This window comes from Methylobacterium sp. BTF04 (assembly GCF_010692745.1).
GTDB lineage: Bacteria > Pseudomonadota > Alphaproteobacteria > Rhizobiales > Beijerinckiaceae > Methylobacterium.
On record NZ_JAAHTB010000001.1, the window covers coordinates 73,949 to 100,571 of the forward strand.

19 protein-coding genes are annotated in these 26,623 nt (G+C 69.0%); 11 read left to right on the forward strand and 8 right to left on the reverse strand.

Annotated elements, in window-relative coordinates:
- Nucleotides 1–109: 109 nt before the first annotated feature.
- Complete coding sequence (locus G3T14_RS00350) at nucleotides 110–3,529, reverse strand: acyl-[ACP]--phospholipid O-acyltransferase (protein WP_163639042.1); 3,420 nt, start codon at nucleotides 3,527–3,529, stop codon at nucleotides 110–112.
- A 278-nt stretch (nucleotides 3,530–3,807) separates the two neighbouring features.
- Between G3T14_RS00350 and G3T14_RS00355 the strand changes: the two genes are divergently transcribed.
- Nucleotides 3,808–4,413, forward strand: a complete 606-nt coding sequence (locus G3T14_RS00355; protein WP_348645176.1) for a TetR-like C-terminal domain-containing protein — start codon at nucleotides 3,808–3,810, stop codon at nucleotides 4,411–4,413.
- Between the two features lie 70 nt (nucleotides 4,414–4,483).
- Here G3T14_RS00355 and G3T14_RS00360 read toward each other — a convergent pair whose 3' ends face one another.
- A complete protein-coding gene (locus G3T14_RS00360; protein WP_163639043.1) occupies nucleotides 4,484–5,227 on the reverse strand; it encodes a glyoxalase superfamily protein in 744 nt (247 codons plus the stop codon).
- 210 nt (nucleotides 5,228–5,437) lie between these two features.
- The gene (locus G3T14_RS00365) at nucleotides 5,438–6,457 is read right to left on the reverse strand and encodes a DapH/DapD/GlmU-related protein (RefSeq protein WP_163639044.1); all 1,020 of its coding nucleotides are present in this window, start codon (nucleotides 6,455–6,457) and stop codon (nucleotides 5,438–5,440) included.
- Nucleotides 6,458–6,696: 239 nt separating this feature from the next.
- On the opposite strand from G3T14_RS00365, the gene G3T14_RS00370 reads away from it, so the two are divergent.
- On the forward strand, nucleotides 6,697–7,152 hold the full coding sequence (locus tag G3T14_RS00370) for a molybdenum cofactor biosynthesis protein MoaE (RefSeq protein ID WP_163639045.1): 456 nt from the start codon (nucleotides 6,697–6,699) through the stop codon (nucleotides 7,150–7,152).
- Between the two features lie 112 nt (nucleotides 7,153–7,264).
- Nucleotides 7,265–8,410 (forward strand): AI-2E family transporter, encoded by a 1,146-nt coding sequence (locus G3T14_RS00375; protein ID WP_163639046.1) that lies wholly within the window; start codon nucleotides 7,265–7,267, stop codon nucleotides 8,408–8,410.
- A 66-nt stretch (nucleotides 8,411–8,476) separates the two neighbouring features.
- Here G3T14_RS00375 and G3T14_RS00380 read toward each other — a convergent pair whose 3' ends face one another.
- Entirely contained in the window at nucleotides 8,477–9,346 is an 870-nt protein-coding gene (locus tag G3T14_RS00380; protein WP_204262544.1) for a site-specific tyrosine recombinase XerD, read from the reverse strand.
- Nucleotides 9,347–9,411: 65 nt separating this feature from the next.
- Nucleotides 9,412–9,567, reverse strand: a complete 156-nt coding sequence (locus tag G3T14_RS00385; protein ID WP_163639048.1) for a histidine kinase — start codon at nucleotides 9,565–9,567, stop codon at nucleotides 9,412–9,414.
- Nucleotides 9,568–9,777: 210 nt separating this feature from the next.
- On the opposite strand from G3T14_RS00385, the gene G3T14_RS00390 reads away from it, so the two are divergent.
- The 5 genes from G3T14_RS00390 to G3T14_RS00410 all read left to right on the forward strand — a co-directional run bounded on the left by G3T14_RS00390 (nucleotide 9,778) and on the right by G3T14_RS00410 (nucleotide 17,288).
- A complete protein-coding gene (locus G3T14_RS00390) occupies nucleotides 9,778–10,422 on the forward strand; it encodes a shikimate kinase (protein WP_163639049.1) in 645 nt (214 codons plus the stop codon).
- Nucleotides 10,419–11,537 carry a 3-dehydroquinate synthase gene (gene aroB, locus G3T14_RS00395; protein ID WP_163639050.1) on the forward strand — a complete coding sequence of 373 codons (1,119 nt, stop codon included), beginning with the start codon at nucleotides 10,419–10,421 and terminating at the stop codon, nucleotides 11,535–11,537. Before G3T14_RS00390 ends, aroB begins: the two co-directional genes overlap by 4 nt.
- 64 nt (nucleotides 11,538–11,601) lie before the next feature.
- The gene (locus G3T14_RS00400) at nucleotides 11,602–14,514 is read left to right on the forward strand and encodes a PAS domain S-box protein (RefSeq protein WP_348645177.1); all 2,913 of its coding nucleotides are present in this window, start codon (nucleotides 11,602–11,604) and stop codon (nucleotides 14,512–14,514) included.
- Between the two features lie 101 nt (nucleotides 14,515–14,615).
- On the forward strand, nucleotides 14,616–15,917 hold the full coding sequence (locus tag G3T14_RS00405) for an HlyC/CorC family transporter (RefSeq protein WP_163639051.1): 1,302 nt from the start codon (nucleotides 14,616–14,618) through the stop codon (nucleotides 15,915–15,917).
- A gap of 207 nt (nucleotides 15,918–16,124) precedes the next feature.
- Nucleotides 16,125–17,288, forward strand: a complete 1,164-nt coding sequence (locus G3T14_RS00410) for a GGDEF domain-containing protein (RefSeq protein WP_163639052.1) — start codon at nucleotides 16,125–16,127, stop codon at nucleotides 17,286–17,288.
- 28 nt (nucleotides 17,289–17,316) lie between these two features.
- Here the strand turns inward: G3T14_RS00410 and G3T14_RS00415 are convergent, their stop codons facing one another.
- On the reverse strand, nucleotides 17,317–18,228 hold the full coding sequence (locus G3T14_RS00415) for a peptidylprolyl isomerase (protein WP_163639053.1): 912 nt from the start codon (nucleotides 18,226–18,228) through the stop codon (nucleotides 17,317–17,319).
- A 461-nt stretch (nucleotides 18,229–18,689) separates the two neighbouring features.
- Here G3T14_RS00415 and secA point away from each other — a divergent pair, with 461 nt between their 5' ends.
- The 3 genes from secA to G3T14_RS00430 all read left to right on the forward strand — a co-directional run bounded on the left by secA (nucleotide 18,690) and on the right by G3T14_RS00430 (nucleotide 22,944).
- Nucleotides 18,690–21,584, forward strand: coding sequence for a preprotein translocase subunit SecA (secA, locus tag G3T14_RS00420; RefSeq protein ID WP_163639054.1), 2,895 nt, complete (start codon nucleotides 18,690–18,692; stop codon nucleotides 21,582–21,584).
- A gap of 4 nt (nucleotides 21,585–21,588) precedes the next feature.
- Nucleotides 21,589–21,996, forward strand: a complete 408-nt coding sequence (locus G3T14_RS00425; protein WP_163639055.1) for a GNAT family N-acetyltransferase — start codon at nucleotides 21,589–21,591, stop codon at nucleotides 21,994–21,996.
- 102 nt (nucleotides 21,997–22,098) lie between these two features.
- A complete protein-coding gene (locus G3T14_RS00430; protein WP_163639056.1) occupies nucleotides 22,099–22,944 on the forward strand; it encodes a cell wall hydrolase in 846 nt (281 codons plus the stop codon).
- Nucleotides 22,945–22,995: 51 nt separating this feature from the next.
- Here the strand turns inward: G3T14_RS00430 and G3T14_RS00435 are convergent, their stop codons facing one another.
- Together G3T14_RS00435 and ispG are read right to left on the reverse strand one after the other, a co-directional pair.
- Nucleotides 22,996–24,975 carry a potassium transporter Kup gene (locus G3T14_RS00435; protein WP_163639057.1) on the reverse strand — a complete coding sequence of 660 codons (1,980 nt, stop codon included), beginning with the start codon at nucleotides 24,973–24,975 and terminating at the stop codon, nucleotides 22,996–22,998.
- 204 nt (nucleotides 24,976–25,179) lie between these two features.
- Nucleotides 25,180–26,508, reverse strand: a complete 1,329-nt coding sequence (ispG, locus tag G3T14_RS00440) for a flavodoxin-dependent (E)-4-hydroxy-3-methylbut-2-enyl-diphosphate synthase (protein WP_163639058.1) — start codon at nucleotides 26,506–26,508, stop codon at nucleotides 25,180–25,182.
- Between the last annotated feature and the right edge of the window lie 115 nt (nucleotides 26,509–26,623).

Genomic DNA, 26,623 nt, shown 5'->3' on the forward strand with positions numbered 1-26,623 from the left:
CGGAGCGAGTGAGAGGGGCGCGACCTTTTCGGATACGGCGCTCCCCTCTCCCGACCCTCGCCGATGCGAGGGCCACCCTCTCCCGCAGAGGGGAGAGGGGTTGCTCACCTCAAGCCGCCGCGGTCGCCTCCCCGGCCGCCCGCTCGCGGGCCATCTTGGTGACGCTGACCTGGTCGACCTTGCCGGTGCCGAGCATCGGGATGGCGTCGAGCACCACGACCTCGGCCGGCATCGCGATCTCGGTGGCGCCCTTGCCCTTGGCGAAGGTCTGGTAGGCCGCCCGCGTGGCGTCCTTCCGCTCGGTGAACAGCACCAGCCGCTCGCCCTTGCGGGCATCCGGCACGGCGGCCACCGCGCTCGGGGCGTCGGGCCAGAGTTCGGCGGCCAGCGATTCGACGGCGGCCAGCGACACCATCTCGCCGGCGATCTTGGCGAAGCGCTTGGCCCGCCCCTTGATCGTGACGAAGCCCTCGGCATCGATGGCGACGATGTCGCCAGTGTCGTGCCAGCCATCCACCGGCGGCTCCAGCACGCCGGGCTTCTCGGCGCGCAGGTAGCCGAGCATGATGTTGGGCCCCTTCACCGACAGGCGTCCGCCCTCCTCGATGCCCGGGACCGCCTCCAGGCGGTGCTCCATGCCCGGCAGCAGGCGGCCGACCGTGCCGAAGCGGTTGAACATCGGCGTGTTGAGCGCGACCACCGGGCCGCATTCGGTGACGCCGTAGCCCTCCAGGATGCGCAGGCCGAATTTTTCGGCGTAGGTCCGGCGGGTCGATTCCTTCACCGGCTCGGCCCCGGCCACGATGTAGCGCAGGCTGCGCAGGTCGTAGGAATGGGCCATCTTCGCGTAGCCCGTGAGGAAGGTGTCGGTGCCGAACAGGACGGTGGCATTCGAGCCGTAGACCAACTCCGGCACGATCCGGTAATGCAGCGGCGACGGATAGAGGTAGACCGGCACGCCGGAGACCACCGGCAGCACCAGGCCCGCCGTCAGCCCGAACGCGTGGAACACCGGCAGCACGTTGAACACCTTGTCGGTCGGCCCGAAATCGATCCGGGCGGCGACCTGGGCGGTGTTGGCGAGCAGGCAGCGATGGGCGAGCACCACGCCCTTGGGCGTCCCCTCGGAGCCCGAGGTGAACAGGATCGCCGCCGGGTCGCTGCCCTTGCGCTTCACCAGGGGCCTGCGCGGCGCGAAAAATCCGCGGATCTTGTCCCCGGTGGTCACCGTGGCGCGCACGTCCTCCAGGTAGACCAGCTTGACGCTGCCCTTGATGGCCTCGATCAGGCCGCCGAGACGGCCCTTCTCGATGAAGGTGCGGGAGGTCAGGATCGTGTCGACCTCGGCCGCCCTGCAGGCCGACAGCACGTTGGCGGGGCCGGCGGAGAAGTTGATCATCGCCGGCACCCGCCCGGCGCTGGCGAGCGCGAAGAAGGTCACCGCCGCGCCGTTGGCGTTGGGCAGCATCACGCCGATCGGCTTGCCCTCGCCGGCCAGCGGCATGAGCTTGCGGCCGAGGATGTTGGCGCCCATCACCAGGCGCGCATAGCTGAGCTTGCCCGAGACCGGATCCTCGAGGGCATCGCGGCGCCAGCCATGGTCGGTCCCGGCCTGGATCAGGGCGCTCATCACGCTGCGATCGCTGTCGGAGGTTTCGAAGACCAGATCCGACATGATGTCGTAGAGGGCCGCGCCGGCCGCGCGGCGGCGGTTCTTGCCCTTGAGCGCCGGATCGATGGTGAGCCGGACCGGCGGCAGGATCGTCACGGTCACCTTCGGCCACCAGCGCCGGCGCACCTGCGCCCGCGACAACCGCGAAAACGCGGTCTTTTCCAGGCCCTCGATCTTCACCGGCACGACCATGGCGTTGGCCTTGTCGGCGATGAGGCCGGCGCCGTCATAGACCTTCATCAGGCTGCCGGTGACGGTGAGGCGCCCCTCGGGGAAGATGATCAGCGTCTCGCCGGCCTTGACCGCGTTGATCAGCGTGCGGGTGGCGAGGGGCCGGGTCGGATCGAGGGGCATCGCCTTCGTGAGCTTCAGGAACGGCCGCACCCACCAGCGCTGCGCGATGCCGCTGTCGATGGCGAAGACCGGCTCCTTGTCGAGGAGCGAGAGCGCCAGCGGCGCGTCGAGAAACGAGACGTGGTTGAGGGCGATGATGGCGTTGGGGCCGGCCTTGTCGACGTTGTCGAGGCCGCGCACTTCGAGGCGGTAGAACGCCCGGAAGATGATCGAGAGGAGGTCGCGGAACGGGCTCGTCGGCAGGATCTTCAGGATGACGATGCCGGCGACGAGGTTGAGCACGCTGATCAGCGTCAGGAGGGCGGCCATCGACCAGCCGGCTCCCTGCAGTGCGGCGAGGCCGAGGGCTCCCGTCACCATGAAGGCGGCGGTGAGGACGTTGACCGCACCGATGACGCGGGCGCGCTTGTCCTTGTCGGTCCAGGCCTGCACGGCGGCGAAGGACGGTACGATGTAGAGGCCGCCCGCGATGGCGAGGCCGGCGAGATCGAGGGTGACGCGCAGGCCCGAGCCGGTGGACAGGAAGGCCACCGCGCCGAGCGTTTGGCCGGAGACCGGCGGCAGGTGCGCCACGGTCCAGGCCAGATCGAGGCCGAAGGCGCCCATCAGCAGGGCGCCGATCGGGGTCGGCAGCAGCACGATGCGGCCGCTCGCCAGCCACGAGGCCAGCCCCGAGCCCACGGCGATGCCGATGGAGAACACCGCGAGCAGGGTCGTCACCACGGTCTCGGAGCCGTTGAGGCTTTCGCGCACCAGCACCGGCAGCAGCGCCAGCACCACGGCGCCCACCAGCCAGAACCAGCTCACGATGAGCGAGCCGCGCCACATCCGGGTGTCGCGCCACAGGTCGCGCAGCAGGCTGGCGGTGGAGCCGGCGATGTTCGGGTTGATGCGCAGGCCGGGGGCGGCTTCGCCGGTGGACGGGATCGCACGGGACGAGAGCCAGCACAGCACCGCGAACACCATGATCATCCCGCTGAAGGCGAGCGCATCGCCGCCCATGGCGGTGGCGAGCCCGGCCACGATGGTGCCGAGCAGGATGGCGAGGAAGGTCGCCGCCTCCACGAGGGCGTTGCCGGCGGTGAGTTCCTCGCGGCGGAGGTGATCGGGCAGGATGCCGTACTTGATCGGCCCGAACAGGGCGGCGATCGTTCCGAACAGGCCGAGCGCCGTGAACAGGACCGGCACCGAATGCAGCCAGAACCCGAGGGCGGCGGCGCCGGCTGCGAAGATCTCGGCGAATTTCAGCCGCTTGGCGATCAGCGCCTTGTCGTAGCGATCGGCCATCTCGCCGCCGAGGCCCGACAGGATGAAGAACGGGCCGATGAACACCGCGCCGGCGAGCGTCACCAGCATGCCGGAGCCCTCGGCCTCCCCGCCCCCGACCTTGAACAGGATCAGGAACACCAGGGCGTTCTTGAGAAAATTATCGTTGAAGGCCGAGAAGAACTGGCACCAGAACAGGGGCGCGAACCGGCGCGTGGTCATCAAGCTACGAAACATCGGGGTCTCCTCAGGCGGCACCATGACTGCCCGGCGTTCAACAAAGCGTCAAATTTCGCCGACATGCGGTGACCGGCCTCGCTCCGTTTCACCGTTTTGTACGACGTTCAAACTATGGCCATCCCGTCGCCCGGCGTTCAAGCTTGATTTTGCACGTCGTGCAATCTAACCCGCGAGGATGTGCCGGGCCGCACGCGGGGATCGGCCCGAACTCCGGGTTCCGGCGCTCGGACGGGACAGCGGTGCGAACAGAGACCTGACGAAGGGAGCGGCGCGGGGTGGCCAAGGCGGCAAAGCGCGGATCGGGTCCGCGCGGCGAACACAGCCGGGAGGAATTCGCGGCCCTGGTCACCAAGGCGGCCGAGGGGCTGGTGCGGATGGAGGGCCTGCGCGGCCTCGGGATGCGGCGCCTCGCCAGCGTCATCGGCTATGCGCCGAACTCGATCTACAATGCGGTGGGCGACCTCGACGCGGTGATCCTGCGGGTCAATGCCCGCACCCTGGAGCGCCTGCATGCGGCGCTGACCGCGGCCCTGGGTCCGGACCGCAGCCCGCGCGACAACGCGCTGGCGCTCGCCGACGCCTATCTCGCCTTCGTCGTCGCGGACCCGCAGGTGTGGAGCCTCGTGTTCGAGCATGCGCTCGCGCCGGATTCGGCGTTTCCCGACTGGTACGCCGAGGCCCTGTCGCAGGCCACCGACCTCGTCGACGGCGTGCTGGTGCCACTGATCCCGGACGCGATCGAGCGCCGCCAGGCGGTGGCGACCCTCTGGGCCGGCCTGCACGGTCTCGCCTCCCTCTCCACCTCGAACAAGCTCGCGGTGCTCACCCCCGAGCCGCCGCGCGCGCTGGCGCGGCTGCTGGTGGGGCGGTTTTTGGGGTGAGCGGGAGGCAGGCTCCATTGCCGCGCCTGCTTCTCGACACGCGGGTGCAGAGAGGGTTCGCCGGAGGGGATCAGGCCGTCGGCTGATCCACTTCGGTAAAGTCGAGATTCATCGGCTCGGGAAGAAACGAAGCCGGCACCGTCGGGGCAGCGTCCGGATCGGAGTCAGAGAGCGTGAAGCCGCCGGCCCATGCCTTGCCACTTCCGCGCAGATAGAAACCGAAATGCACGCTCTCGGCGGCATGCGGCACGTCGAGCACGATCCGTCTCTCTGTCCAGTCCTGCGACCCGGACAGGGGGCCATCGAGAACACGCTTCTCCATGTTGTCGAAGGCGAGCGTCTGATTCGCGAGCCCATCGACACGCAGCCACAAGGTGGCCGCTTCGACGACGGCTTCGGTTCGCAGATCGGCGCGCAGGCAAAGTCGCCGGCCCCTGTACGGTAGGGCCGCGACGCTCTGCATCAGCGTGGCAAAACCGGCTTTCCCGGCGGGGTAGGCAGGATCGTCCGGCGCATAGCGGCAGCGAACCAGGGCCGGGTGGCCCAAGCGATAGGGCGTCGTCGGGTCGATCCCGGCCTCATACAGATGTCGCTGTTCACCGGCGACGGACCAGCCTTTCGGTTGGGCCAGAGCCGCGGTTTGACGCGGCGCCGCGTCCTCACTCAACCGGGCTGCCAGTATGTTCCAGTTGTCGAGCCCGTATTGACGGGCCACGATGTCGAGGCATTCGCCATGCGACAGGGTCGTCTGTCGCCGGGCAAGCTCCTCGCGGAGTGCCCTGGCCATGATTTTAGCATCGCGATAGGTGCGCATGTCCTGTCCCTGCCAAAGGCGAACCGTCGGGATCAGTGCCTGCGTTGCTGACCGGTTCGCCCAAAAAAGGGAGTGGACCGTCTACACTCAAGATGCGTTCACCGGACCCGAAAAGGGCGCAGGCGGCAGGTTGCATCGACCGGATGCAAAGAGGAAGGAAAGCGCCAACTCCGTCAAGGGCACCCGCCTGTGCTGGTGGTGTTGAAAGCCCTAGAGAACCGCTTCCTGCGCCTGCTTGTAGGCCCGGCCGTGCTCGCAATAGCCCTCGACGATGCGGGTCATCATCGCGCGCTTGTCCGCGTCGAGGGGTCCGAGGGCCCGGGCGGGACGGCCGCCCCAGAGTGTCCCGCCTTCCAGCAATTGTCCCGGATCGGTGGTGGCGCCGGCCGCCAGCAGCACGTCGTCGGCGATCACGGTGCCGGGCGCCACGACGCAGCCGATGCCGATGAGGCTGCGCGCGCCGATGCGGCAATCGGCGAGCCGCACGTTGTGGCCGATGGTGGTGTCGCGCCCGATCACCACGCCCTCGGCCCGCGACCGGATCACGGTGTTGTCCTGGATGTTGGTGTCGGCGCCCACCACGATGGGACCGACCTCGGCGGTGAGGTGACACGAGAAGAACACGCTCGATCCCGCCCCCAGCGCGATCCGGCCGTGCAGCCGGGCTGTGCGGGCGACGAAGACGCTGTCGTCGACATCGGGCTCGTCGCCGGCGGCGGGCTGCGGCAGGTCGCCCGACGCCTCGCGCAGGCGTTCGGCCCGCTCCGCGATCTCCGGGCCGGTGATCGGACGCAAGGGCTTGGCCGGGCTGCCCGCATAGGCGAAGCCGGCGGCCAGATGCGCGCGCGGAAACACCGTGGCACCGGCTTCGATCAGCACGCCATCGTCGACGATGGCCCCGTCGAGGACCACCACGTCGTCCTCGATCACCACGTCCGAGCCCACGGTGCAGGCATGGACGACGGCGTTGCGGCCCACCGTCACCCGGTCTCCGACGCGGGTGGGATGGGTGTCGGTGGCGATGTGGACCGTGGAGCGGTGACCGAGCCAGAAGCGCTCGCCGATGGTGACGATCTGCCCGTCGGCGCGAATCACGCTGTCGTCGCCGAGCCACGCCTGAGCGCCGAGAGTGGCGGTGCCGATCACCGTGCTGGCGCGCCCGCACCAGACCGGGCGGGCCGAAAACACCGGCAGGACGCCGTCATGGGGCAGGATCAGATCTGGTGTCACGAGACGAAAGTCCACAAGGCAGGTTTTCTGGCCACCCGGTGGCATCGCCGGGCTTTGGCGGGCATATAGCGCGCGACGCCCGAAGGTAAGACGATCCCGGCGGGCGCTACGGCTTTTCGCAGCCTGGAATCGACGCGTCGACTTTGCAACGTCCCGGTCGCCGGCAACCACGACCACGGTCTGCTTGACCGGACCTGAGCCGGCGCCGGTTTCTCAGTACTGAAAGGTAGAGACGGCCCGTGACCGATGTCAGCATCCAGAGCGCGCCCTTCGACGTGGCGGACGCCATCGCGCGACTGACCCGCGACCTCCAGGGCCGGGCCGGCGCCATCGTGACCTTCACCGGCCTGTGCCGCGACGAGGGCGGCCGCCTCACCGGGCTCGAACTCGAGCATTATCCCGGCATGGCCGAGGAGGAGATCGGTCGCGTGGTGGCGACCGCGCGGGCACGCTGGCCGTTGCAGGGCGTGCGGGTGATCCACCGCCACGGCCTCGTGGCGCCGGGGGACGGGATCGTCCTCGTGGTGACGGCGTCGAGCCATCGGGTGGCGGCCTTCGAGGCGGCGAGCTTCCTGATGGACTACCTCAAGACCCAGGCCCCGTTCTGGAAGCGCGAGCATCTCGCCGACGGCACCATCGGCGGCTGGGTCGAGGCGACGCAGGGCGACGACGCGGCCGCCGCGCGGTGGATCTGACGCGCGAAATCGGCCGCGCATGTCGGCCGCATCCACGCTAAAGCCGGTGCCACGGCCCGCGCCCGGTGGCGCCGCCGCTGGGAGCTCACAAGACTGCATGCCGACCCCCTTCATGCCTTCCGAGTCCGCCGGGCCCCAACCCCGGACCTGGTCCCTCGCCGTCTCGGGAATCGCCGTCGTGGCGGTCGTCGCACTCATGGCCCTGGCCTGGATGGCGGCCTCGACGCTGCTTCTGATCTTCGCCGGCCTCCTCCTCGGCGTCTTCCTCGACGGGTTGACCCGACTGCTCGGCCAGGTGCTGCCGGGCAGCCGGGGTTTGCGGCTCAGCCTCGTCAGCCTCCTGCTCGCCGGCCTCAGCCTCTCCCTCATCGCCTTCGGAGGCGCGACGGTGGTCCAGCAGGGCCGCGACCTCGGACAGACCGTGACCTCCCAGGCCGGCTCGCTCCGCGACCGGCTGAAGGGTTACGGCATCGACATTCCGGCCTTCAATGCGCCTTCGCCGAAGGAGGAGGGCGCGCCCAAGCCCGAGGATGAAGCGGAGGCGGGCTCGCAGAAACCCGGCGGCTTTGCCGGTCTGGCCTCCGGCGCGATGAAGAGCCCCGGCTCGCTCCTGTCGGAGGCCGGCAGCGTCCTCGGTCCGGCGGCCTCGGTGGTGATCGGGCTATTCGGCGCGCTCGGCAACGTCCTCGTCATCGTCTTCCTCGGCCTCTCGGTGGCCGCCGATCCGGGCGCCTATCGCGACGGGGCCGTGCGGTTCGTGCCGCCCCGGCACCGGGAGCGGGCCACCGCCCTCCTCGACGGCATGGGCGAGACCCTGCGGCACTGGCTGTTCGGCCAGCTCATCACCATGACGGCGATCTTCGTCTGCACCTGGGCCGGGCTCGCCTTCCTGGGCATCGGCGGAGCGCTCATCCTCGGCCTGCAGGCGGGGCTGCTGGCCTTCATCCCGACGATCGGTCCGCTGATCGCCGGCGCCGTGATCATTCTCGCCGCCCTCGCCTCGGGCACCACGGCGCTGCTCGGGGCGATTGGCGTCTATCTGGTGGTCCAGTGCCTCGAGAGTTACGGCCTGACCCCGTTCATCCAGAAGCGGGCGCTCGACATCCCGCCGGCGACGATCTTCGCCGGCCAGCTCGTGCTCGGCGTGCTGTTCGGCCTGTGGGGCATCGCCCTCGCCCTGCCGCTGATGGCGGTGATCAAGGTCCTGCTGGCGCAACTCTATATCGAGGACACCCTGCACGAAGACGCCGTCGCCTGATCCCGTATCCGCGGGTACAAAGCCGGCAATCCGATTTGTTTTCTCATGGAAATAAATCGGATTGCGTCACTCGTCGGCGAGCGGGTGGAGGTCGCGGACCATGCTCTTGAGGCGTTCGTCGAGGACGTGGGTGTAGATCTGCGTCGTCGCGATGTCGGCATGTCCGAGGAGCTCCTGCACGATCCGCAGATCCGCCCCGTTCTGCAGGAGATGGCTGGCGAAGGCGTGGCGCAGCACGTGCGGGCTGACCCGGTCGGGGCGCAAACCGGCGGCGGCGGCGGCGAGCTTGAGATCGCGACCGAAGGCCTGTCGGGTCAGGTGCCCGCTCTCGCTGTCGGCAGGAAACAGCCACGGACCGTCGATCGACAGGGTGGCGAGGTGGTCGCGCATGGCCTCCCGCGCCACCTCGGTGAGCGGCACCAGCCGCTCGCGCCCACCCTTGCCCTTCACCACGAGGTAGCGCTCCTTGGTGGAGGCGGCACTGCGCGGCAGGGCGATGAGCTCGGAGACGCGCAGGCCCGTGGCGTAGAGCAACTCGATCAGGCAGAGCATGCGCTTGGCCCGCGGCGCGGCACCGGCCTTTGTCGTCACCTGGGCGCGCGCCACCGTGAGCAGCCGGTCCACCTCCGCCACCGAGAGCACCTTCGGCAGTGCCTGGGCACGGCGCGGCCCCGCCACGGGCGCACTCGGATCGTCGTCCGCGAACCCTTCCGCGTAGAGAAACCGGTGGAACCCCCGGATACAGGACAGGCGACGGGCCGCCGAGGCGGCCGAGAGCCCGCGCGTCTCGAGACCCGCCATGTAGGCGCGTAAGGGGGCGGCTTCGATCGTCACCGGGTCGAGCCCCTCGCCGGCCAGGACGCCGAGATAATCGTCGAGATCCCGCCGATAGGCGGCCAGGGTGTTGGCCGCAGCGCCCCGCTCGGCGGCGAGCATGTCGAGATAGTCCCGGATCAGGTGCCCGTTCGGCTTGTCCGGTGCCTGTGTCTCCGGTGCCTGTGTCACCGGCCGGGTGGAGGCTGCAGCTTCGAGGCCGGAATCGTCACGCTCATCTCACGCGGGGTCGGCACCACGAGCGTCGCCAGCGCGAACAGGCCCGCGAAGGCGAGGCCGCCGAGGATGGCGAGGGTAGCGATGAAGCGGAACAGGGTCGGCACTCGGTCGAACCTCGATCGTGCGGCGAAGGGGAATTGGGATGTATGCCCAAGGACAGGCCAGCCTGCCTCGTACGCCGTGCCCGAGGTTGCATCATGCACACGCCGCGAAGGCAATGACTTCGGAGCCACAGCGTGCGCCGCAATACCACGGCGGCTTCGCCCACACCGGAAAACGCGCTAAGACCACAGGACGATGCGAAGATATCCGTGATGACCGAGACCACGCCTCCGGGCGACAGGCTTCCGGGCGACGTGCCCCTCGGCGAGCCTGTCGGCGAGCCGACCGAAGTTCGCCTGCGCCGCGCGCTGGGCGACCGGTCCATCGTGCTCGTCGGTCTCATGGGGGCGGGCAAGAGCACGGTGGGCCGGCGGCTGGCCTCGCGCCTCGGGCTGATGTTCAAGGATGCCGACCTCGAGATCGAGACCGCGGCCAAGCTCACCATCCCGGACATCTTCGCCATCTACGGCGAGCCGAGCTTTCGGGATGTCGAGGAGCGGGTGATCGCCCGTGTCCTGCGCGAAGGTCCGCTGGTGCTCGCCACCGGCGGCGGCGCCTTCATGCGCCAGTCAACGCGGGAGGGCGTCGCGCAGGCCGGCGTCTCGGTCTGGCTCAAGGCCGAACTCGACGTGCTGATGCGGCGCGTGCGCAAGCGCGGTGGCCGCCCGCTCCTGCAGACCGAGGACCCGGAGGAGACGCTGCGCCAGCTGATGGAGGTGCGCCACCCGGTCTATGCCACCGCCGAGGTGGTGGTGTACTCGCGCGACGTCGCCCATGACCGCGTCGTGCAGGACGTGATGGAAGCCCTCGACGCCCATCTCAACGGGCCCAATCATCAAGGCATCGCCGCACAGTGACCGACCCTCTGACGGTGGACGTTCCCCTCGACCAGGGCCGCGCCTACGACATCCTGATCGGCCGCGGTCTCCTCGACGCGGCCGGGGCGCGGGTGGCGGCGCTCGGCGCCAAGGCCGCCGTGATCGTCACCGACGCCAACGTCGCCGCCCTCTATGCCGAGCGTCTGCAGAGCAGCCTGGAGGCGGCGGGCCTGCGCTCGGGCCTCGTGGTGGTGGCACCGGGCGAGGCCTCGAAATGCTACGCCACCTACGCGCAGGTCTGCGACGGCCTTCTCGCCCACAAAGTGGAGCGCAACGATCTCGTGGTGGCGCTCGGCGGCGGTGTCGTCGGCGATCTCGCGGGCTTCGCCGCCGCTACGCTCCGGCGCGGCGTCCGCTTCGTGCAGGCACCGACCTCCCTGCTCGCGCAGGTCGATTCCTCGGTGGGCGGCAAGACCGGCATCAATTCCCCGCTCGGCAAGAACCTGATCGGCGCCTTCCACCAGCCGCGCCTGGTGCTGGCCGACACCGCAACCCTCGACACCCTGTCGGAGCGCGAGATGCGCGCCGGCTACGCCGAAGTCGCCAAGTACGGCCTCATTGCGGATGCCGGCTTCTTCGACTGGTGCGAAGCCAACTGGGGCGGCATCTTCTCCGGCGGCCCGCAGCGCGAGGAGGCGGTGGCGATCTGCTGCCGCGCCAAGGCGGGCGTGGTGGTGCGCGACGAGCGCGAGGACGGCGAGCGCGCCCTGCTCAACCTCGGCCACACCTTCGGCCACGCTTTGGAGCGGCTGACGTTTTATGAATCCGACCGTCTCGTCCACGGCGAGGGCGTCGCGATCGGGTTGGCGCTGGCGTTCCGGTTCTCGGCCCGCCTCGGTCTGTGCCCGGGCCAGGATGCGGGGCGCGTCGCCAACCACCTCGCCCTCGCCGGCCTGCCGACGACGCTCCAGGCGGTTCCGGGGGGCTGCGGCGATGCCGACGCCCTGTTGGACGCCATGGCTCAGGACAAGAAGGTCCGCGACGGCGCGCTGACCTTCATCCTCGCCCGCGGCATCGGCCGAAGCTTCATCGCCCCCGGCATCGACGCGTCGGAGGTTCGCGCCTTCCTCACCGACGAATTGAGCGCCGGTTGAGCATGCGGCCCGCGCCCCGATCCGCCATCCCGCCCCATCTCGCCCAGGTCGGCGGGAGGTGCGCGTGAGCGACCGGCAGGATACGGACGGGCAAGACAACAACCGGCAAGATACCGACCAAGACGAGATCGCCCGTCTCCGGCACCGGGTCCGCGAACTGGAAACACAGGTCGAGCGGCTGAGCGACACGCCGTCGGGACGCAGCGAGCAGGAGTTGCGCCTCATCACCGATGCGCTGCCGGTCCTCGTGGCCTCTGTCGATCGGGACTACGTCTACCGCTTCAACAATCGCTATTACGAAAACTGGTTTGGGCGCCCCGTCGAGGGCATGGTCGGCGTCCATGTGCGCGACGTGCTCGGTGACGCCGTCTTCGCCGAGCGCCGCCCGTTGATGGACCGGGCGCTGGCCGGCGAGCACGTCGCCGTCGACGGCGTTCTGCCGGATGCCGCCGGCCGCAACCGGGCCTGCGCCATCGAATACATTCCGCGCCGGAGCGATTCGGGTGCGGTCGACGGCTTCTTCGTCCTCGTGGTCGACACCGACGAGCGCAATGCGGCCGATGCGCGACGCCTCGCCATCGCCGATCTCGGCGACCGCCTGCGCGACCTCGACGACACCGCGCAGATGGCCTTCGCCGCCGCCGAGATCCTGGGGCAGACCCTCGGGGTGAGCCGGGCCGGCTATGGCACCATCGACCCGGCCACCGAGACCATCACGATCGAGCGCGACTGGAACGCGCCGGGCATCGTGAGCCTGGCCGGAACCCTGCATTTTCGCGATTACGGCTCGTATATCGAGGATCTCAAGCGCGGCGAGACGGTCATCTGTGCCGATGCCGAAACCGATCCGCGCACCGCCGCGACGGCTGGCGCGCTCAAGGCGATCTCGGCCCACTCCTTCGTCAACATGCCGCTGACCGAGCATGGCGGCTTCGTCGCCCTGCTCTACCTCAACCATGCCACCGCACGGGCGTGGTCGCGGGAGGAACTCGCCTTCATCCGCAACGTCGCCGAGCGCGTGCGCGCCGCCACCGAGCGGGCGCGGGCCGAGGCCGCGCGCCGGGCGAGCGAGGCGCAGTTCCGCGCCTTCGCCGAGGCCATGCCCAACCATGTCTGGGCGGCCTCGGCCGGCGGCCACCTCGATTGGTTCAACGCGCAGGTCTACGCCTATAGCGGTGCCGAACCCGGCGACCTCGATGGCTCGGCGTGGGGCACCCTGATCCACCCGGACGACGTCGCCGGCGTGATCCGGACCTGGGGGCAGGCGCTGGCTTCGGGGGAGCGCTACGAGGCGGAGTTCCGCATCCGGCGCGCGGACGGGGCGTATCGCTGGTTCCTGGTCCGGGCCGAGCCGATCCGCGCCGCCGGCGGCGCCATCATCCGCTGGGTCGGCACCAACACCGACATCGACGACCGGCGGTCGGCGGCGGCCGAACTCTCCCGCCTCAATGCCGCGCTGGAGCGGCAGATCGAGAGCCGCACGCGCGAGCGCGACCGCATCTGGGAGACCACCACCGACCTGATGGGCACCGCCGGGCTCGACGGCTACCTGAAGGCGGTGAACCCGGCCTGGAGCCGGACGCTGGGCTGGTCGGAGGCCGAACTGCTCGCCGCGCCCTTCGTCACGCTGATCGACCCCGCCGACCATGCCGAGACCGCGGACGTGATCCGGCGCCTGGCCGCGGGCGAAACGGTGACGGGCTTCACCGACCGGATCGCGCGCAAGGACGGCGCGCAGCGGGTGGTGATGTGGACCGCCGCCCCGGAGGGCGAGATCTTCTACATCGTCGGCCGCGACGTCACCGAGCAGCACCACACCGAGGAGGCCCTGCGCCAGGCGCAGAAGATGGAGGCGGTGGGCCAGCTCACCGGCGGCCTCGCGCACGACTTCAACAACCTGCTCACCGGCATCTCCGGCAGCCTCGAATTGCTGCAGACCCGGATGAGCCAGGGGCGGATGACCGATCTCGATCGCTACATCAACGCGGCGCAGGGTGCCTCCCGGCGGGCCGCCGCCCTCACGCACCGACTGCTCGCCTTCTCGCGCCGGCAGACGCTGGCGCCGAAGCCCACCGGCATCAATGCCCTTGTCTCCGGCATGGAGGACCTGATCCGCCGCACCGTCGGCCCCGGCGTGACCATCGAGGTGGTGGGCGCCGCCGGCCTGTGGGCGGCGCTGGTCGACCCCAACCAGCTCGAGAACGCGTTGCTGAACCTCTGCATCAACGCCCGCGACGCCATGCCGAGGGGCGGGCGCATCACCATCGAGACCGCCAACAAATGGCTCGACGAACGGGGCGCCCGCGAGCGCGACCTCGTGCCGGGGCAGTATCTCTCGCTGTGCGTGACCGATACCGGCGAGGGCATGACCACGGAGGTGAAGGCGCGCGCCTTCGATCCGTTCTTCACCACGAAGCCGATCGGCGAAGGGACCGGGCTCGGCCTCTCGATGATCTACGGCTTTGCCCGGCAATCGGGAGGGCAGGTCCGGATCTATTCGGAAATCGGCCAGGGCACGACCATGTGCCTCTATCTGCCGCGCCATTACGGCCCGGCGGCGGACGAGGAGGCGATCGCCGATCTCGGCGCCGCGCCCCGCGCCGAGCAGGGCCAGACCGTCCTGATCGTCGACGACGAGCCCACCGTGCGCATGCTGGTCGCCGAGGTGCTGGAGGATCTCGGCTACACCGCCATCGAGGCGGCCGATGGCGCGGCCGGCCTCAAGGTCCTGCAATCGGACGTGCGCCTCGATCTCCTCGTCAGCGACGTCGGCCTGCCGGGCGGCATGAACGGGCGCCAGATGGCCGATGCCGGACGCTTGGTGCGGCCCGACCTGAAGGTGCTGTTCATCACCGGCTACGCGGAGAACGCCGTGCTCGGCAACGGCTATCTCGACCCCGGAATGCAGGTGCTGACCAAGCCGTTCGTGATGGAGGTGCTGGCCGCGCGCATCAAGGATCTCATCCGGGGAACCTGATCGCGCGCGCTTGAACCCGGCGGGAGCGGCTGTGTTAGGACAGGCGCCGATGCGGCCGGCCCCGACGCCGCCGCGCGCGACCTCTTCCGGCACCGGCTCTCATGGAATCCCACACCGATCTCTGGCTGGCGGCGAGCATCGTCGCGATCTCGCTGCTGCTTTCGGCCTTCTTCGCGGGCGCCGAGACCGCCTTCACCGCCGCCTCGCGGGCCCGGATGCTGAGCCTGGAGACCGCGGGCGACCCGCGGGCCCGCCTCGTCAACCGCATCCTGGCGATCCGCGAGCGCTTCATCGGCGCCATGCTGATCGGCTACAACATCGTCGCCATCGGTGCCTCGGCCTTCACCACGAGCGTGCTGACGACGATGTTCGGCAAGAGCGGCGTGCTCTACGCCACCGGGGTGATGTCGGTGCTGGTCATCGTCTTCGCCGAAGTGCTGCCCAAGACGCTGGCCATCAACAATCCCGACCGGGCGGCCCTGCTCATGGCCCGGCCGGTGGCCTTCGCCGTCGCCCTGCTCGGGCCGCTCGCCCTCGCCATCGAGCATCTGGTCCGCCTGATGCTGCGCCCCTTCGGCGTCAGCATCGGCGAGCACCAGTCGATCCTGTCCGCCACCGACGAGATTCGCGGACAGGTGGCCCTGCTCCATCGCGAGGGCGGCGTCGCCAAGGCCGAGCGCGACATGCTCGGGGGATTGCTCGACCTGCACGAACTCTCGGTCTCAGAGGTCATGGTGCACCGCACCAAGATGCGCACCATCAACGCCGATCTGCCCTCCGAGGAGATCGTCCGCGAGGTGCTGGCCTCGCCCTACACCCGGATGCCGCTGTGGCGCGGCTCCTCCGAAAACATCATCGGCGTGCTCCACGCCAAGGATCTGCTGCGCGCGCTCGATGCCGCCGGCGGAGACGCGTCGGGCCTCAAGGTCGAGGCGCTGGCGCTGGAGACGTGGTTCGTGCCCGACACCACCTCCCTGCGCGATCAGCTCAAGGCGTTCCTCACCAAGAAGACCCACTTCGCCCTGGTGGTCGACGAGTACGGCGAGGTGATGGGCCTCGTCACCCTGGAGGACATCCTCGAGGAGATCGTCGGCGACATCGCCGACGAGCACGACGTCACGGTCTCGGGGGTGCGGCCGCAGGGCGACGGCTCGGTGAACGCGGACGGCAGCGTGCCGATCCGCGACCTCAACCGGGCGATGGACTGGGATCTGCCCGACGACGAGGCCACCACCATCGCGGGTCTCGTCATTCACGAGGCCCGCGCCATCCCCGATACCGGTACCGCGTTCAACTTCCACGGCTTTCGGTTTCAGGTTCTCCGCAAGTCCAAGAACCGGATCACCAGCTTGCGGATCACGCCGCTCGGCCCGGCGACGGGCGTCAAGAAGCCGGAGGATTGATGCCGCCGCCCGATGGGCCTGAACCACCGCCTCGGCCGCGTCTGGTAACTTTCACCAAATCGTGACGTTTTTCGAGGCTTAAATACCGACTGAAGTCGCAAGTCCGCGCGCGAGTTCACCTTTGGATGGCACTGTCGGCGTTAAAACCCGCGAAGAACGGGCGCCTCGGCCAGAGGGATACGCCTGCGGCAAGCGCGGAAGCGATGAATGCGGCTCGATGCTCCGACACTGTTGCTGGTGACCGTGATCCTGACCTTCACGGTCGGGAGCCTGTTCCTGCTGTCGTGGAGCCAGGCGAGGGCCATGCGAGCGCTGGCGATCTGGGGTGTCGCCCATCTGGTGGGTGCCTCGGCCTCGGCCCTGCTCTCCCTCCGCGGCGTGATCCCGGACTGGGCCTCCATCGGGCTCGCCAACGCCTTGATCATCGGCGCCTACGGATTGATCTGGAGCGGGACGCGGGCGTTTGAAGGGCGCCCCGCCTGGCTCGCTCCGGTGGTCGGGAGCGTCGCCCTGTGGGGCGGGGCCTGCCTGATTCCGGACTTCTTCGCCTCGCTGCCCGCCCGTGTGATCCTGGCCTCGGCATTGGCCGGCCTGTTCTGCCTCGCGGCAGGAATCGAAGTCTGGCGGGGACGGGCCGAGCCGCTGCTTTCACGCTGGCCGGCGATGATCCTGCTGGGCGGCTACACGCTCGCCTACTGGGTGCGGATTCCGTTGGCGATGGTGGCACCGTCGCCGCCACCGGGCTACAACCCCCTGCAATCGCAGTGGCTCGCGATCCTGTGCTGCGCGGGCATGCTGTTCACGCTCTCCATCGCCTTCGTGTTCATGGCCCTCACCAAGGAACGGGCGGAGCGCCTCCAGCGACTGGCTGCCGATACCGATCCGCTCACCGGCATCGCCAGCCGGCGTGCCTTCGTCGCCGGCGCGCAGGCGATCCTCGCGCAGCGCGACCGGACCGCGACCCTGCTGCTGTTCGACCTCGACCATTTCAAGCGCATCAACGATGCCTACGGCCATGCGGTGGGAGACGGCGTCCTGGTCGGATTCTGTCACACGGCGCAGGCGCTCCTGCCGACAGGTGCGGTGTTCGGGCGGATGGGCGGCGAGGAATTCGCCTGCCTCGTACCGGATCTCGCGCACGAAGACGCCCTGGCCGCCGCAGAGCTGATCCGCAGGGCGGTGTCCGGTCTCCGGGTCCCGGCCTTTCCGCGCCTCGCGGTGAGCGTCAGCATCGGCGCGGCGACGAACCGGACCTGGGGCCGCGATCTCGACACCCTCCTGAGAACCGCCGACGCGGCCCTCTACCGCGCCAAGCGCAAGGGCCGCGACCGGGTCGAGCTGTCCGTGCCGACGCTGGACCAGGCGGCCTGACAGCCCCCCGGTCCAGCGCGCGGTCGGATCAGGGGGTTTTGGGCTCCGGCGTCGGAGCGGGCGCCGCGCTGGTGCGCTCGATCTTGGCGCTCTCGCGCAGCTTCAGGATCAGGTCCTGCTGCGACTTGCGGGTGAGGTACTGGTCGACCTGCTCCTTCATTTCGGCGAAGGCCGGCACCGGCTTCGTGCGCTTCTCCTCGAGCTTGATCACATGCCAGCCGAACTGGGTCTTGACCGGGTCGGAGACCTGGCCGGGGCTGAGCTTGAACGCGGCCTCGGCGAAGGGCGCGACCATGCGCTCCTTGGTGAACCAGCCGAGATCGCCGCCCTCGGTCTTCGAGCCCGGGTCCTTCGAGGCTTCGGCCGCCACCTTCGCGAAATCCTCGCCGCCCTTGATGCGCGCGGCGATCTTCTTGGCGTCGTCCTCGTTCTCCACGAGGATGTGGCGGGCATGGACCTCCTCTTCGGGCTTCATCGCCTTCACGGTCTGCTCGTAGAGGGCCTTGGCGGCCTCCGGCGTCACCGCCTTCTTGGCTTCGCGCTCCAGGTACTCGTCGAGGAGGAGCTTGTCCTTGAAGTAGGACAGCTTGCGCTGGAAGTCCGGCGAATCGCCGACCTTGGCGGCCTCCGCGGCCTGAGCGCCGACCTTGAGGTCGACCATGTAGTCGATCAGCAGGTTCTTCTTCTGGGCGTCGTCGACGCCCGGCAGCGACAGGGCCGGATCCTCGGCCGCGATGGCGAGATCGCCCGCCGTGACGGGGGCGCCGTTCACCTTCGCCATCACCGTGTCGGGCGCCACCGGGGCGGCCGGCGCTGCGGCGGGTGCCGTGGCCGGAGGCGTCTGCGCCAGGGCCTGCATCGGCAGGGCGATGGAGGCGAGCGGCAGCGCAAGAGCCAGGGCCACGGCGCTGGTGCGCCGGAGAAGGTGAGGCGTCGTCATCAAAGGGTGTTCCTCGAGAGTAGGGCGCCGCCCCCTCGCGGCTCTGGGCCGGCCGGGATCGGGGCGTCGCTTCAGGCTAGTTCGGTACGCTGCGGCGCAGGTGTGGATCACAGGTGGCGCGGGCAGGACGGGCGGGCAAGAGGGGGTCAACAAAGAGGGGGCAGCCAAGTGGGTAAGCCAAGTGGGGAACCCGATCCGTCCGGGCTCGGTGCCCGCTCCCGGCCCGGTCGCGACCGTGCGCCGCTCCCGATTCGGTCCGAGAGCGCAACGCCCGCACGCGCCAAACGGGCGGGCTTTCTGTCGTCCGGGGGACCGGCGCGCCGGGGACCGCCCGCGGGATCGGCGGGCCTGCTGTGCCGGGCGGCCCTTTCGGATGCGTCCTGCAATATTTACCTCTATAAGCCCGCCCAACACGCACTCTTCCGATATCTCGCTTCAGATATCTCGACCGCAGGTTCACGATGCTCGGCGCCCTCGCTAAGAAGATTTTCGGCTCGTCCAACGATCGTCGCGTCAAGGGCTACCGCCCGCGCGTGGCCGAGATCAATGCCCTGGAGCCGGAGATCGCGGTCCTGTCGGACGAGGCGCTGCGCGCCCGCACCGACATGCTCAAGGCCGAGATCGCCGCCGGCAAGAGCCTCGACGACATCCTCGTGCCGGCCTTCGCCACGGTGCGCGAGGCGGCCAAGCGCGTGCTGGGCCAGCGCCACTTCGATGTGCAGATGATCGGCGGCATGGTGCTGCACGAGAGCGGCATCGCCGAGATGCGCACCGGCGAGGGCAAGACCCTGGTGGCGACGCTGCCGGTCTACCTCAACGGCCTGTCGGGCAAGGGCGTCCACGTGGTCACCGTGAACGACTATCTCGCCGCCCGCGACGCCGAATGGATGGGCCGGGTCTACCGCTTCCTCGGTCTCAGCGTCGGCACCATCGTGCACGGCCTCGACGACGAGCAGCGCAAAGAGGCCTATGCCTGCGACATCACCTACGGCACCAACAACGAGTTCGGGTTCGACTACCTGCGCGACAACATGAAGTACGAGCTGTCGCAGCTCGCCCAGCGCGGACACAACTTCGCGATCGTCGACGAGGTCGATTCGATCCTCATCGACGAGGCGCGCACGCCGCTCATCATCTCCGGCCCGGTGGACGACCGCTCGGACCTGTATGTCTCGGTGGATGCGTTGATGCCGCATCTCGAGCCCGAGCATTACGATCTCGACGAGAAGCAGCGTGCGGTCTCGCTCACCGAGAGCGGCAACGAGTTCATCGAGGACCTGTTGCGCGGTGCCGACCTGCTCAAGGAGGGCGACCTCTACGACGCGCACAACGTCAGCCTCGTCCACCACGTGAACCAGGCCCTGCGTGCCCACACCCTGTTCACCCTCGACAAGGACTACATCGTCAAGAACGAGGAGGTGGTGATCATCGACGAGTTCACCGGCCGCATGATGCAGGGCCGGCGCTACTCGGAGGGGCTGCATCAGGCGCTGGAGGCCAAGGAGCGGGTGACGATCCAGCCCGAGAACCAGACGCTGGCCTCGATCACCTTCCAGAACTACTTCCGCCTCTACACCAACCTCGCGGGCATGACCGGAACCGCCTCGACGGAAGCCGACGAGTTCGCCGAGATCTACAAGCTTGAGGTCGTCGACATCCCGACCAACAAGGAAGTCGAGCGCGTCGACGAGGACGACGAGGTCTACCGGACGGTGGGCGAGAAGTATGACGGCATCATCGCCGAGATCGAGAAGGCGCATGCGCGCCATCAGCCGATCCTCGTCGGCACCGGCTCGATCGAGAAGTCGCAGCATCTGGCCGAGATGCTGACCAAGGCCGGCTTCACACCCCTCGACTATTCCGACCTCAACGCGCTCACCGACGTCTATGCGGCCGCCCGCGAAGGCCGGGTGACGAAGCGCTTTGCCGTGCTCAACGCCCGCTTCCACGAGCAGGAGGCCTACATCGTCGCCGAGGCCGGTGTGCCGGGCGCCATCACCATCGCCACCAACATGGCCGGCCGCGGCACCGACATCAAACTCGGCGGCAACGTCGAGATGCGGGTCGAGAAGGAGCTCTCGGGGATTCCCGAGGGGCCGGAGCGGGAGGCGAAGGTCGCGGCGATCAAGGCCGAGATCGAGGAGAACCGGGCCAAGGTGCTGGCGTCGGGCGAGCCCGCCGACCCGGAGGCGGGCCGCAAGAAGGCTCTCCCCGGCGGGCTCTACATCATCGGCACCGAGCGCCACGAATCGCGCCGCATCGACAACCAGCTGCGCGGCCGCTCGGGTCGCCAGGGCGATCCCGGCCGCTCGAAGTTCTACCTCTCGCTGCAGGACGACCTGATGCGGATCTTCGGATCCGACCGCATGGACGGAATGCTGACGCGGCTCGGCCTCGAGCAGGGCGAGGCGATCATCCACCCCTGGATCAACAAGGCCATCGAGAAGGCGCAGCAGAAGGTCGAGGCGCGCAACTTCGACATGCGCAAGAACGTGCTCAAGTACGACAACGTCATGAACGACCAGCGCAAGGTCGTGTTCGAGCAGCGCCGCGACTTCATGGGCCAGGACAGCGTGCGCGACACCGTGGACGAGATGCGCCACGGCGTCGTCGACGACCTCGTCTCGGTCCACGTGCCGGAGAACGCCTATGCCGAGCAATGGGACGTCGAGGGCCTGCGCGAGCGCGTGACCACGGTGCTCAACCTCGATGTGCCGGTGGAGGATTGGGCCAAGGAGGAGGGCATCGCCGACGAGGAGATGCGCGATCGCCTGCGGCAGGCGGCGGACGACGCCTATGCGACCCGGACCGAGAAGAACACGCCCGAGGTGATGACCTATGTCGAGAAGCAGGTGCTCCTGCAGACCCTCGACCACCTCTGGCGCGAGCACCTCGTCACCCTCGACCACCTGCGTCAGGTGGTGGGCTGGCGCGGCGTCGCCCAGCGCGACCCGCTCAACGAGTACAAGTCCGAAGCCTTCGACCTGTTCAACGGCCTCGTCGGCTCACTGCGCGAGCAGGTGACGCAGCAGCTCTCGCGCATCGAGATCATGTACGAGGACCAGACCCCCGAGGGCGGGACGAACCCGTTCGCTCAAACCCCGCTGCCGCAGATGTTCGCCCAGCACCTCGATCCCGTCACGGGCGAGAACGAGATGGACTATTCCGGTACGGGCAGCGACGGCGGTGCGGGGCCGGCCTACGGCTACACCGCGCAGGCCCTGTCGACGGATGCGGCCGTGCCGGAGCGCGACCCTACCGATGCCACCACCTGGGGCCGGGTCGGACGCAACGAGCCGTGCCCGTGCGGCTCGGGCAAGAAGTACAAGCATTGCCACGGCACGCTCTCGGCCTGAGCCGGTGGCGGGCATCGTCTACGGCCTCGAGCCGGACCTCGACGCGGCGGAGTTCCGCCGCGTCCTGATCGAATCGGGCCTCGCCCCGCGCAGGCCCGCCGACGACCTCGCCCGGCTCGCGACGATGATCGCCCGCGCCGATCTCGTCGTCACCGCCCGGCACGACGGCGCGCTGATGGGCGTCGCCCGCACGCTCACCGACTTTGCGTTCTGCGCCTACCTGTCGGATCTCGCGGTCTGCCGCTCGGCGCAGGGCCTCGGGATCGGCCAGGGCCTGATCGAGGCGACCCGTGCGGCGGTGGGGCCGCAGGCTTCCGTGCTGCTCACGGCGGCCCCGGACGCGATCACCTTCTACGACCATATCGGGATGCCGCGGGTGCCGGACGCGTTCCGGTACGATCGCGAGACCTGACGCCCCGAATCGGGCGTTTCGCGACGATCCGGCCGGCTTGCCCGAAAAGAACCCAGATTCATCCCCAAGCTTGACCACCAAACAGGCGCGGAGCGAGACGGCATGGGGATTCCCCGATCGGCGAAGACAGGGCTGCCCTTGGTCCTGGTGCTGACGACGACGGGCCTTGGCGCCTGCAACGCCCCCGGGTCGACGGGGTCCCTCGGCGGAACCGCGCCGCGTCCCCTGGCCATGGCGGTGACGGATCAGGAGCGCGATTGCCTCGGCCGGGCCATGTACTTCGAATCGAACCGCACCGATGCGGAGGGTCTGCTCGCGGTCGGCACCGTGGTGATGAACCGCCTGGAGGCGGCGGCCTTCCCCAATGGCGGCATCTGCGCCGTGGTCGGCCAGCCGCGCCAGTTCGCCACCGGCGTGCTGACGAAGCCGATGGCGGAGAAAGACCTGAAGAAGGTCGCCGAAGTGACCGACGCGGTGCTCGATGGGCAGCGCCATCCCAAGGTCGGGCGGGCGATGTACTTCCACACCGCCGGGCGCACCTACCCCTACAACAACATGCATTACGTGGCGGTCGCCGGCGGCAACGCCTTCTACGAGAAGCGCAAGCCCGGCGCCCCCGCCCCTGCGGCGCTCCCGCCCACCGCCATGGCGCTGGTGGCGCCCGCCGCACCGACGCCGCTGGCCATCGCACCCGCCGAGGCTCCCGTCACGGACCCGGTTGTGGTTGCGATCCCGGTGGCCGTGGCCGAACCGGTCATGATGCCGGCCGCGATCGCGCCTGCGGCACCGCCCGCGGCGATGCCGGCTCAGGCAAGCACCGTCCAGGCAAGCACCGTCCAGGCAAGCGTTTCCCAAGCGCGTATCCCGCAAGCGAACGTCCCCCAGGCGAGCGCACCCGGGGCCAGTCTGGTGAGCGGATTGCCGATTCCGACCTACTCGGCGCACTAGAACAATGCGGCCCGAGCCAGATGCCGGCTCGAATCAGGGCGAGGTCCGGTCCTAGACCGTGACCTGCGTGCCGACCTCGACCACGCGCCCTGTCGGGATCTGGAAGAAGTCGGTGGCGTCGTTGGCGTTCTTGGCCAGCGTGATGAAGATCCGGTCCTGCCACAGCGGCATGCCGGAATGCGCCGCAGGGCGGATCGACCGGCGCGACAGGAAGAACGACGTCGCCATGATGTCGAACTTGAAGCCCTGCTTGCGCAGCAGCGTCAGGTTCCGGGGAATGTTGGGCGTCTCCATGTAGCCGAACTTCATCACGACCTTGTGGAAGTGCGGCCCGATGGGCTCGATCCGGATGCGGTCGGCGGCACTGGCGCGGGGCGTGTCGACGGTCTCCACCGTCAGGATGACGTTCTTCTCGTGCAGCACCTTGTTGTGCTTGAGATTGTGCAACAGGGCGGCCGGCGCGATGTAGGGATCGCTCGTCAGGAACACCGCCGTGCCGCGCACGTGGTGGGGCGGGCTCTTCTCCAGCATGCTCACGAGTTCGGTGAGCGGCACGTCGGTCTTGCGGGTCTTGTTGATGAGGATGCCGACGCCGCGGACCCAGGTCCACATCACGATGATGAGCGCGCCGGCGAACAGCAGGGGCACGTAGCCGCCCTCGAACACCTTGAGCAGGTTCGAGAGCAGGAACAGGAACTCGATGGCGACGAAGGGCAGGATCACCAATCCGGCCGCCAGCGGCGACCACTTCCAGGTCTTCCACAGCACCAGGAAGGCCAGGCTGGCGGTGATCAGCATCGTGCCGGTGACGGCGATGCCGTAGGCCGAGGCCAGGGCCGCGGACGAGCGGAACAGGATCGCCAGGATCACGACGCCGACCATCAGCAGGGCGTTGATCTGCGGCAGGTAGATCTGTCCCGAATGCGATTCCGAGGTGTGGCGGATCTCCAGGCGCGGCAGCAGGCCGAGTTGGATCGCCTGGCGCGACAGCGAGAACGCGCCGGTGATGACGGCCTGGCTCGCGGTGACGGTGGCGGCGGTGGCCAGCAGCACCATCGGCAGCAGGCCCCATTCCGGCACCAGCTGGAAGAACGGATCGGTGGTGTCGGGCTTGGCCAGCACCAGGGCGGCCTGTCCGAAATAGTTGAGCACGAGGCAGGGTGCCACGAGGTAGAGCCAGGCGATCTGGATCGGGCGGCGGCCGAAATGCCCGAGATCGGCGAACAGCGCCTCTGCCCCGGTCACCGCCAGGAACACCGCGCCCAGGGCGACCAGGGCGCCGGTGCCGTGACCGAGCAGGTAGTGCAGCGCGTAATACGGGTTGACCGCCCACAGCACGTCGGGCCGGACGAAGATGTGCGGGATCGCCGCGAGCGCCATGGCGGCGAACCACACGGCCATGATCGGCCCGAAGAAGGTGGCGACCTTCCCCGTGCCCCGGTTCTGGATCAGGAACAGCGGCACGATGATCGCGATGGTGATCGGCAGGACGTAGGCGTCCAGGGCCGGCGTCACGAGCTTCAGACCCTCCACCGCCGAGAGCACCGAGATCGCCGGGGTGATGATGGCATCGCCGTAGAACAGCGAGGCGCCGAGCAGGCCGAGCATGAACACCACGCGCGATCCGCCGAGCGCCGTGCGGGCCAGCGCCATCAGCGAGAGGATGCCGCCCTCGCCGTTGTTGTCCATCCGCATCAGGATGACGACGTATTTGACGGTGACGATGAGCAGCAGCGCCCACAGGATCAGCGAGGCGACACCCAGCACCTCCTCGCGCAGCAGGATGCCGTCGGCACGCGCCGAGACCAGGGCTTCCCGAAAGGCGTAGAGCGGGCTCGTGCCGATATCGCCGTAGACGACGCCCATGGAGCCGATGATCAGGGTCCACAGGGTCTGCGGCGCATGTCCGTGCGCGACGTCGACCGCTTCGGCAACGGCCGGCTTTGCGGGGATCGCCGCCTCGACCGGCGAAGGAGCCTCCCCGCCGTCTGGCTTGGCGGTGGGCACGCTCGGAGTGGCGGATTGCGTCATTCGGGCCGATCGGGACTTGTGCAAGCCCGGCGGGCGGCGGCGCGGTCGAACCGCGCGCGCAGACAGGCCGGGGCCGGCCCCGACGCGATGCCGGGCGGCTAGGGATCGTTCGCGTTCACGCTATCATGCGACCGCAGGTGCGAGAACGGCAAGCGTGCGCCGCCGCACACGCGGTCACAGGGTTTCGCGGGATGGCGGTGCGGCTTATTCGGCCGCGTCTTGGGTGCCCTGACCGCCCTGGCCGCCGCCCTGGCCGAAGCGGCGCTCGATATAGTCGATGACGACCGTCTCGAAATCCTTGGCCAGCGTCGCGCCGCGCAGGGTCATCGCCTTCTTGCCGTCGATGAAGACCGGTGCGGTGGGGGTCTCGCCGGTGCCGGGCAGCGAGATGCCGATATCGGCATGCTTCGATTCGCCGGGGCCGTTGACGATGCAGCCCATCACCGCGACGTTCAGGCCCTCGACGCCGGGATAGTTCTTCTTCCACTCGGGCATCGACGCGACGATCCAGTTCTGGATGTCGCGGGCGAGTTCCTGGAAGGTCGTCGACGTCGTGCGCCCGCAGCCCGGACAGGCGGCGACCAGCGGCACGAACGTCCGGAACCCCATGGTCTGCAGGAGTTCCTGGCTCGCCTTGACCTCGACGGTGCGGTCACCGCCCGGCTCCGGAGTGAGCGAGTAGCGGATGGTGTCGCCGATGCCTTCCTGCAGCAGCACGCCGATGGCGGCCGAGGCCGCGACCAGACCCTTCGAGCCCATGCCGGCCTCGGTGAGCCCGAGATGGATCGCGAAGTCGGAGCGGCGCGCCACCTCGCGGTAGACGGCGATGAGATCCTGCACCGCCGAGACTTTTGCCGAGAGGATGATCCGGTCCTTGGGCAGCCCGAGTTCCACCGCACGCTCGGCCGAGGACAGGGCCGACTGCACCATGGCCTCGCGCATCACCGCGCGGGCATCGATAGGCTTGGCCGAGCGGGCGTTCTCGTCCATCAGATGGGTGAGGAGCGCCTCGTCGAGGGAGCCCCAGTTGGCACCGATGCGGATGGTCTTGCCGTAGCGGATCGCCTGCTCGACGATGGTCGAGAACTGGGTGTCCTTCTTCTCCTTGAAGCCGACATTGCCCGGATTGATCCGATACTTGGCCAGCGCTTCGGCGCAGGCCGGATGATCGGACAGGAGCTTGTGGCCGATATAGTGGAAGTCGCCCACCAGCGGCACATGCACGCCGATACGGTCGAGCCGCTCGCGAATCTTCGGCACCGCCGCGGCCGCCTCGTCGCGGTCCACCGTGATGCGCACGAGTTCGGAACCGGCGCGCGACAGCTGGGCGACCTGCGCCACCGTCCCGTCGATGTCGGCGGTGTCGGTGTTGGTCATCGACTGGACGACGATCGGTGCGCCGCCGCCCACCGTCACGGCGCCCTCTCCGGAACCCACCGTGACGCCGACCGTGCGGTGCCGGGGCGAGGGACCGGCGATCTCGGGGCCGGTGCCGGCGATCGGATTGGCGGGGGTCGCGTCCATGGTGTCCATCGTTGATTTCGTGCGCTCCGAAAAACGGACCGTCGGCATCTCTTACGCGCTGAAGCGTTTAGCTGAGATGACGCCGGGCGCTCGTCAAGTTCCGCGTCGCGTCGCGGCTCGTCCG

Coding starts and splice junctions, on each gene's coding strand:
- G3T14_RS00350 (WP_163639042.1), bottom strand. CDS start 3,529: ATGTTTCGTAGCTTGATGACCACGCGCCGGTTCGCGCCCCTGTTCTGG.
- G3T14_RS00360 (WP_163639043.1), bottom strand. CDS start 5,227: ATGCGCACCTATCGCGATGCTAAAATCATGGCCAGGGCACTCCGCGAG.
- G3T14_RS00375 (WP_163639046.1), top strand. CDS start 7,265: ATGCCTTCCGAGTCCGCCGGGCCCCAACCCCGGACCTGGTCCCTCGCC.
- G3T14_RS00380 (WP_204262544.1), bottom strand. CDS start 9,346: ATGCTCGCCGCCGAGCGGGGCGCTGCGGCCAACACCCTGGCCGCCTAT.
- G3T14_RS00390 (WP_163639049.1), top strand. CDS start 9,778: ATGACCGAGACCACGCCTCCGGGCGACAGGCTTCCGGGCGACGTGCCC.
- G3T14_RS00405 (WP_163639051.1), top strand. CDS start 14,616: ATGGAATCCCACACCGATCTCTGGCTGGCGGCGAGCATCGTCGCGATC.
- G3T14_RS00410 (WP_163639052.1), top strand. CDS start 16,125: ATGCGGCTCGATGCTCCGACACTGTTGCTGGTGACCGTGATCCTGACC.
- G3T14_RS00415 (WP_163639053.1), bottom strand. CDS start 18,228: ATGACGACGCCTCACCTTCTCCGGCGCACCAGCGCCGTGGCCCTGGCT.
- secA (WP_163639054.1), top strand. CDS start 18,690: ATGCTCGGCGCCCTCGCTAAGAAGATTTTCGGCTCGTCCAACGATCGT.
- G3T14_RS00430 (WP_163639056.1), top strand. CDS start 22,099: ATGGGGATTCCCCGATCGGCGAAGACAGGGCTGCCCTTGGTCCTGGTG.
- G3T14_RS00435 (WP_163639057.1), bottom strand. CDS start 24,975: ATGACGCAATCCGCCACTCCGAGCGTGCCCACCGCCAAGCCAGACGGC.
- ispG (WP_163639058.1), bottom strand. CDS start 26,508: ATGGACACCATGGACGCGACCCCCGCCAATCCGATCGCCGGCACCGGC.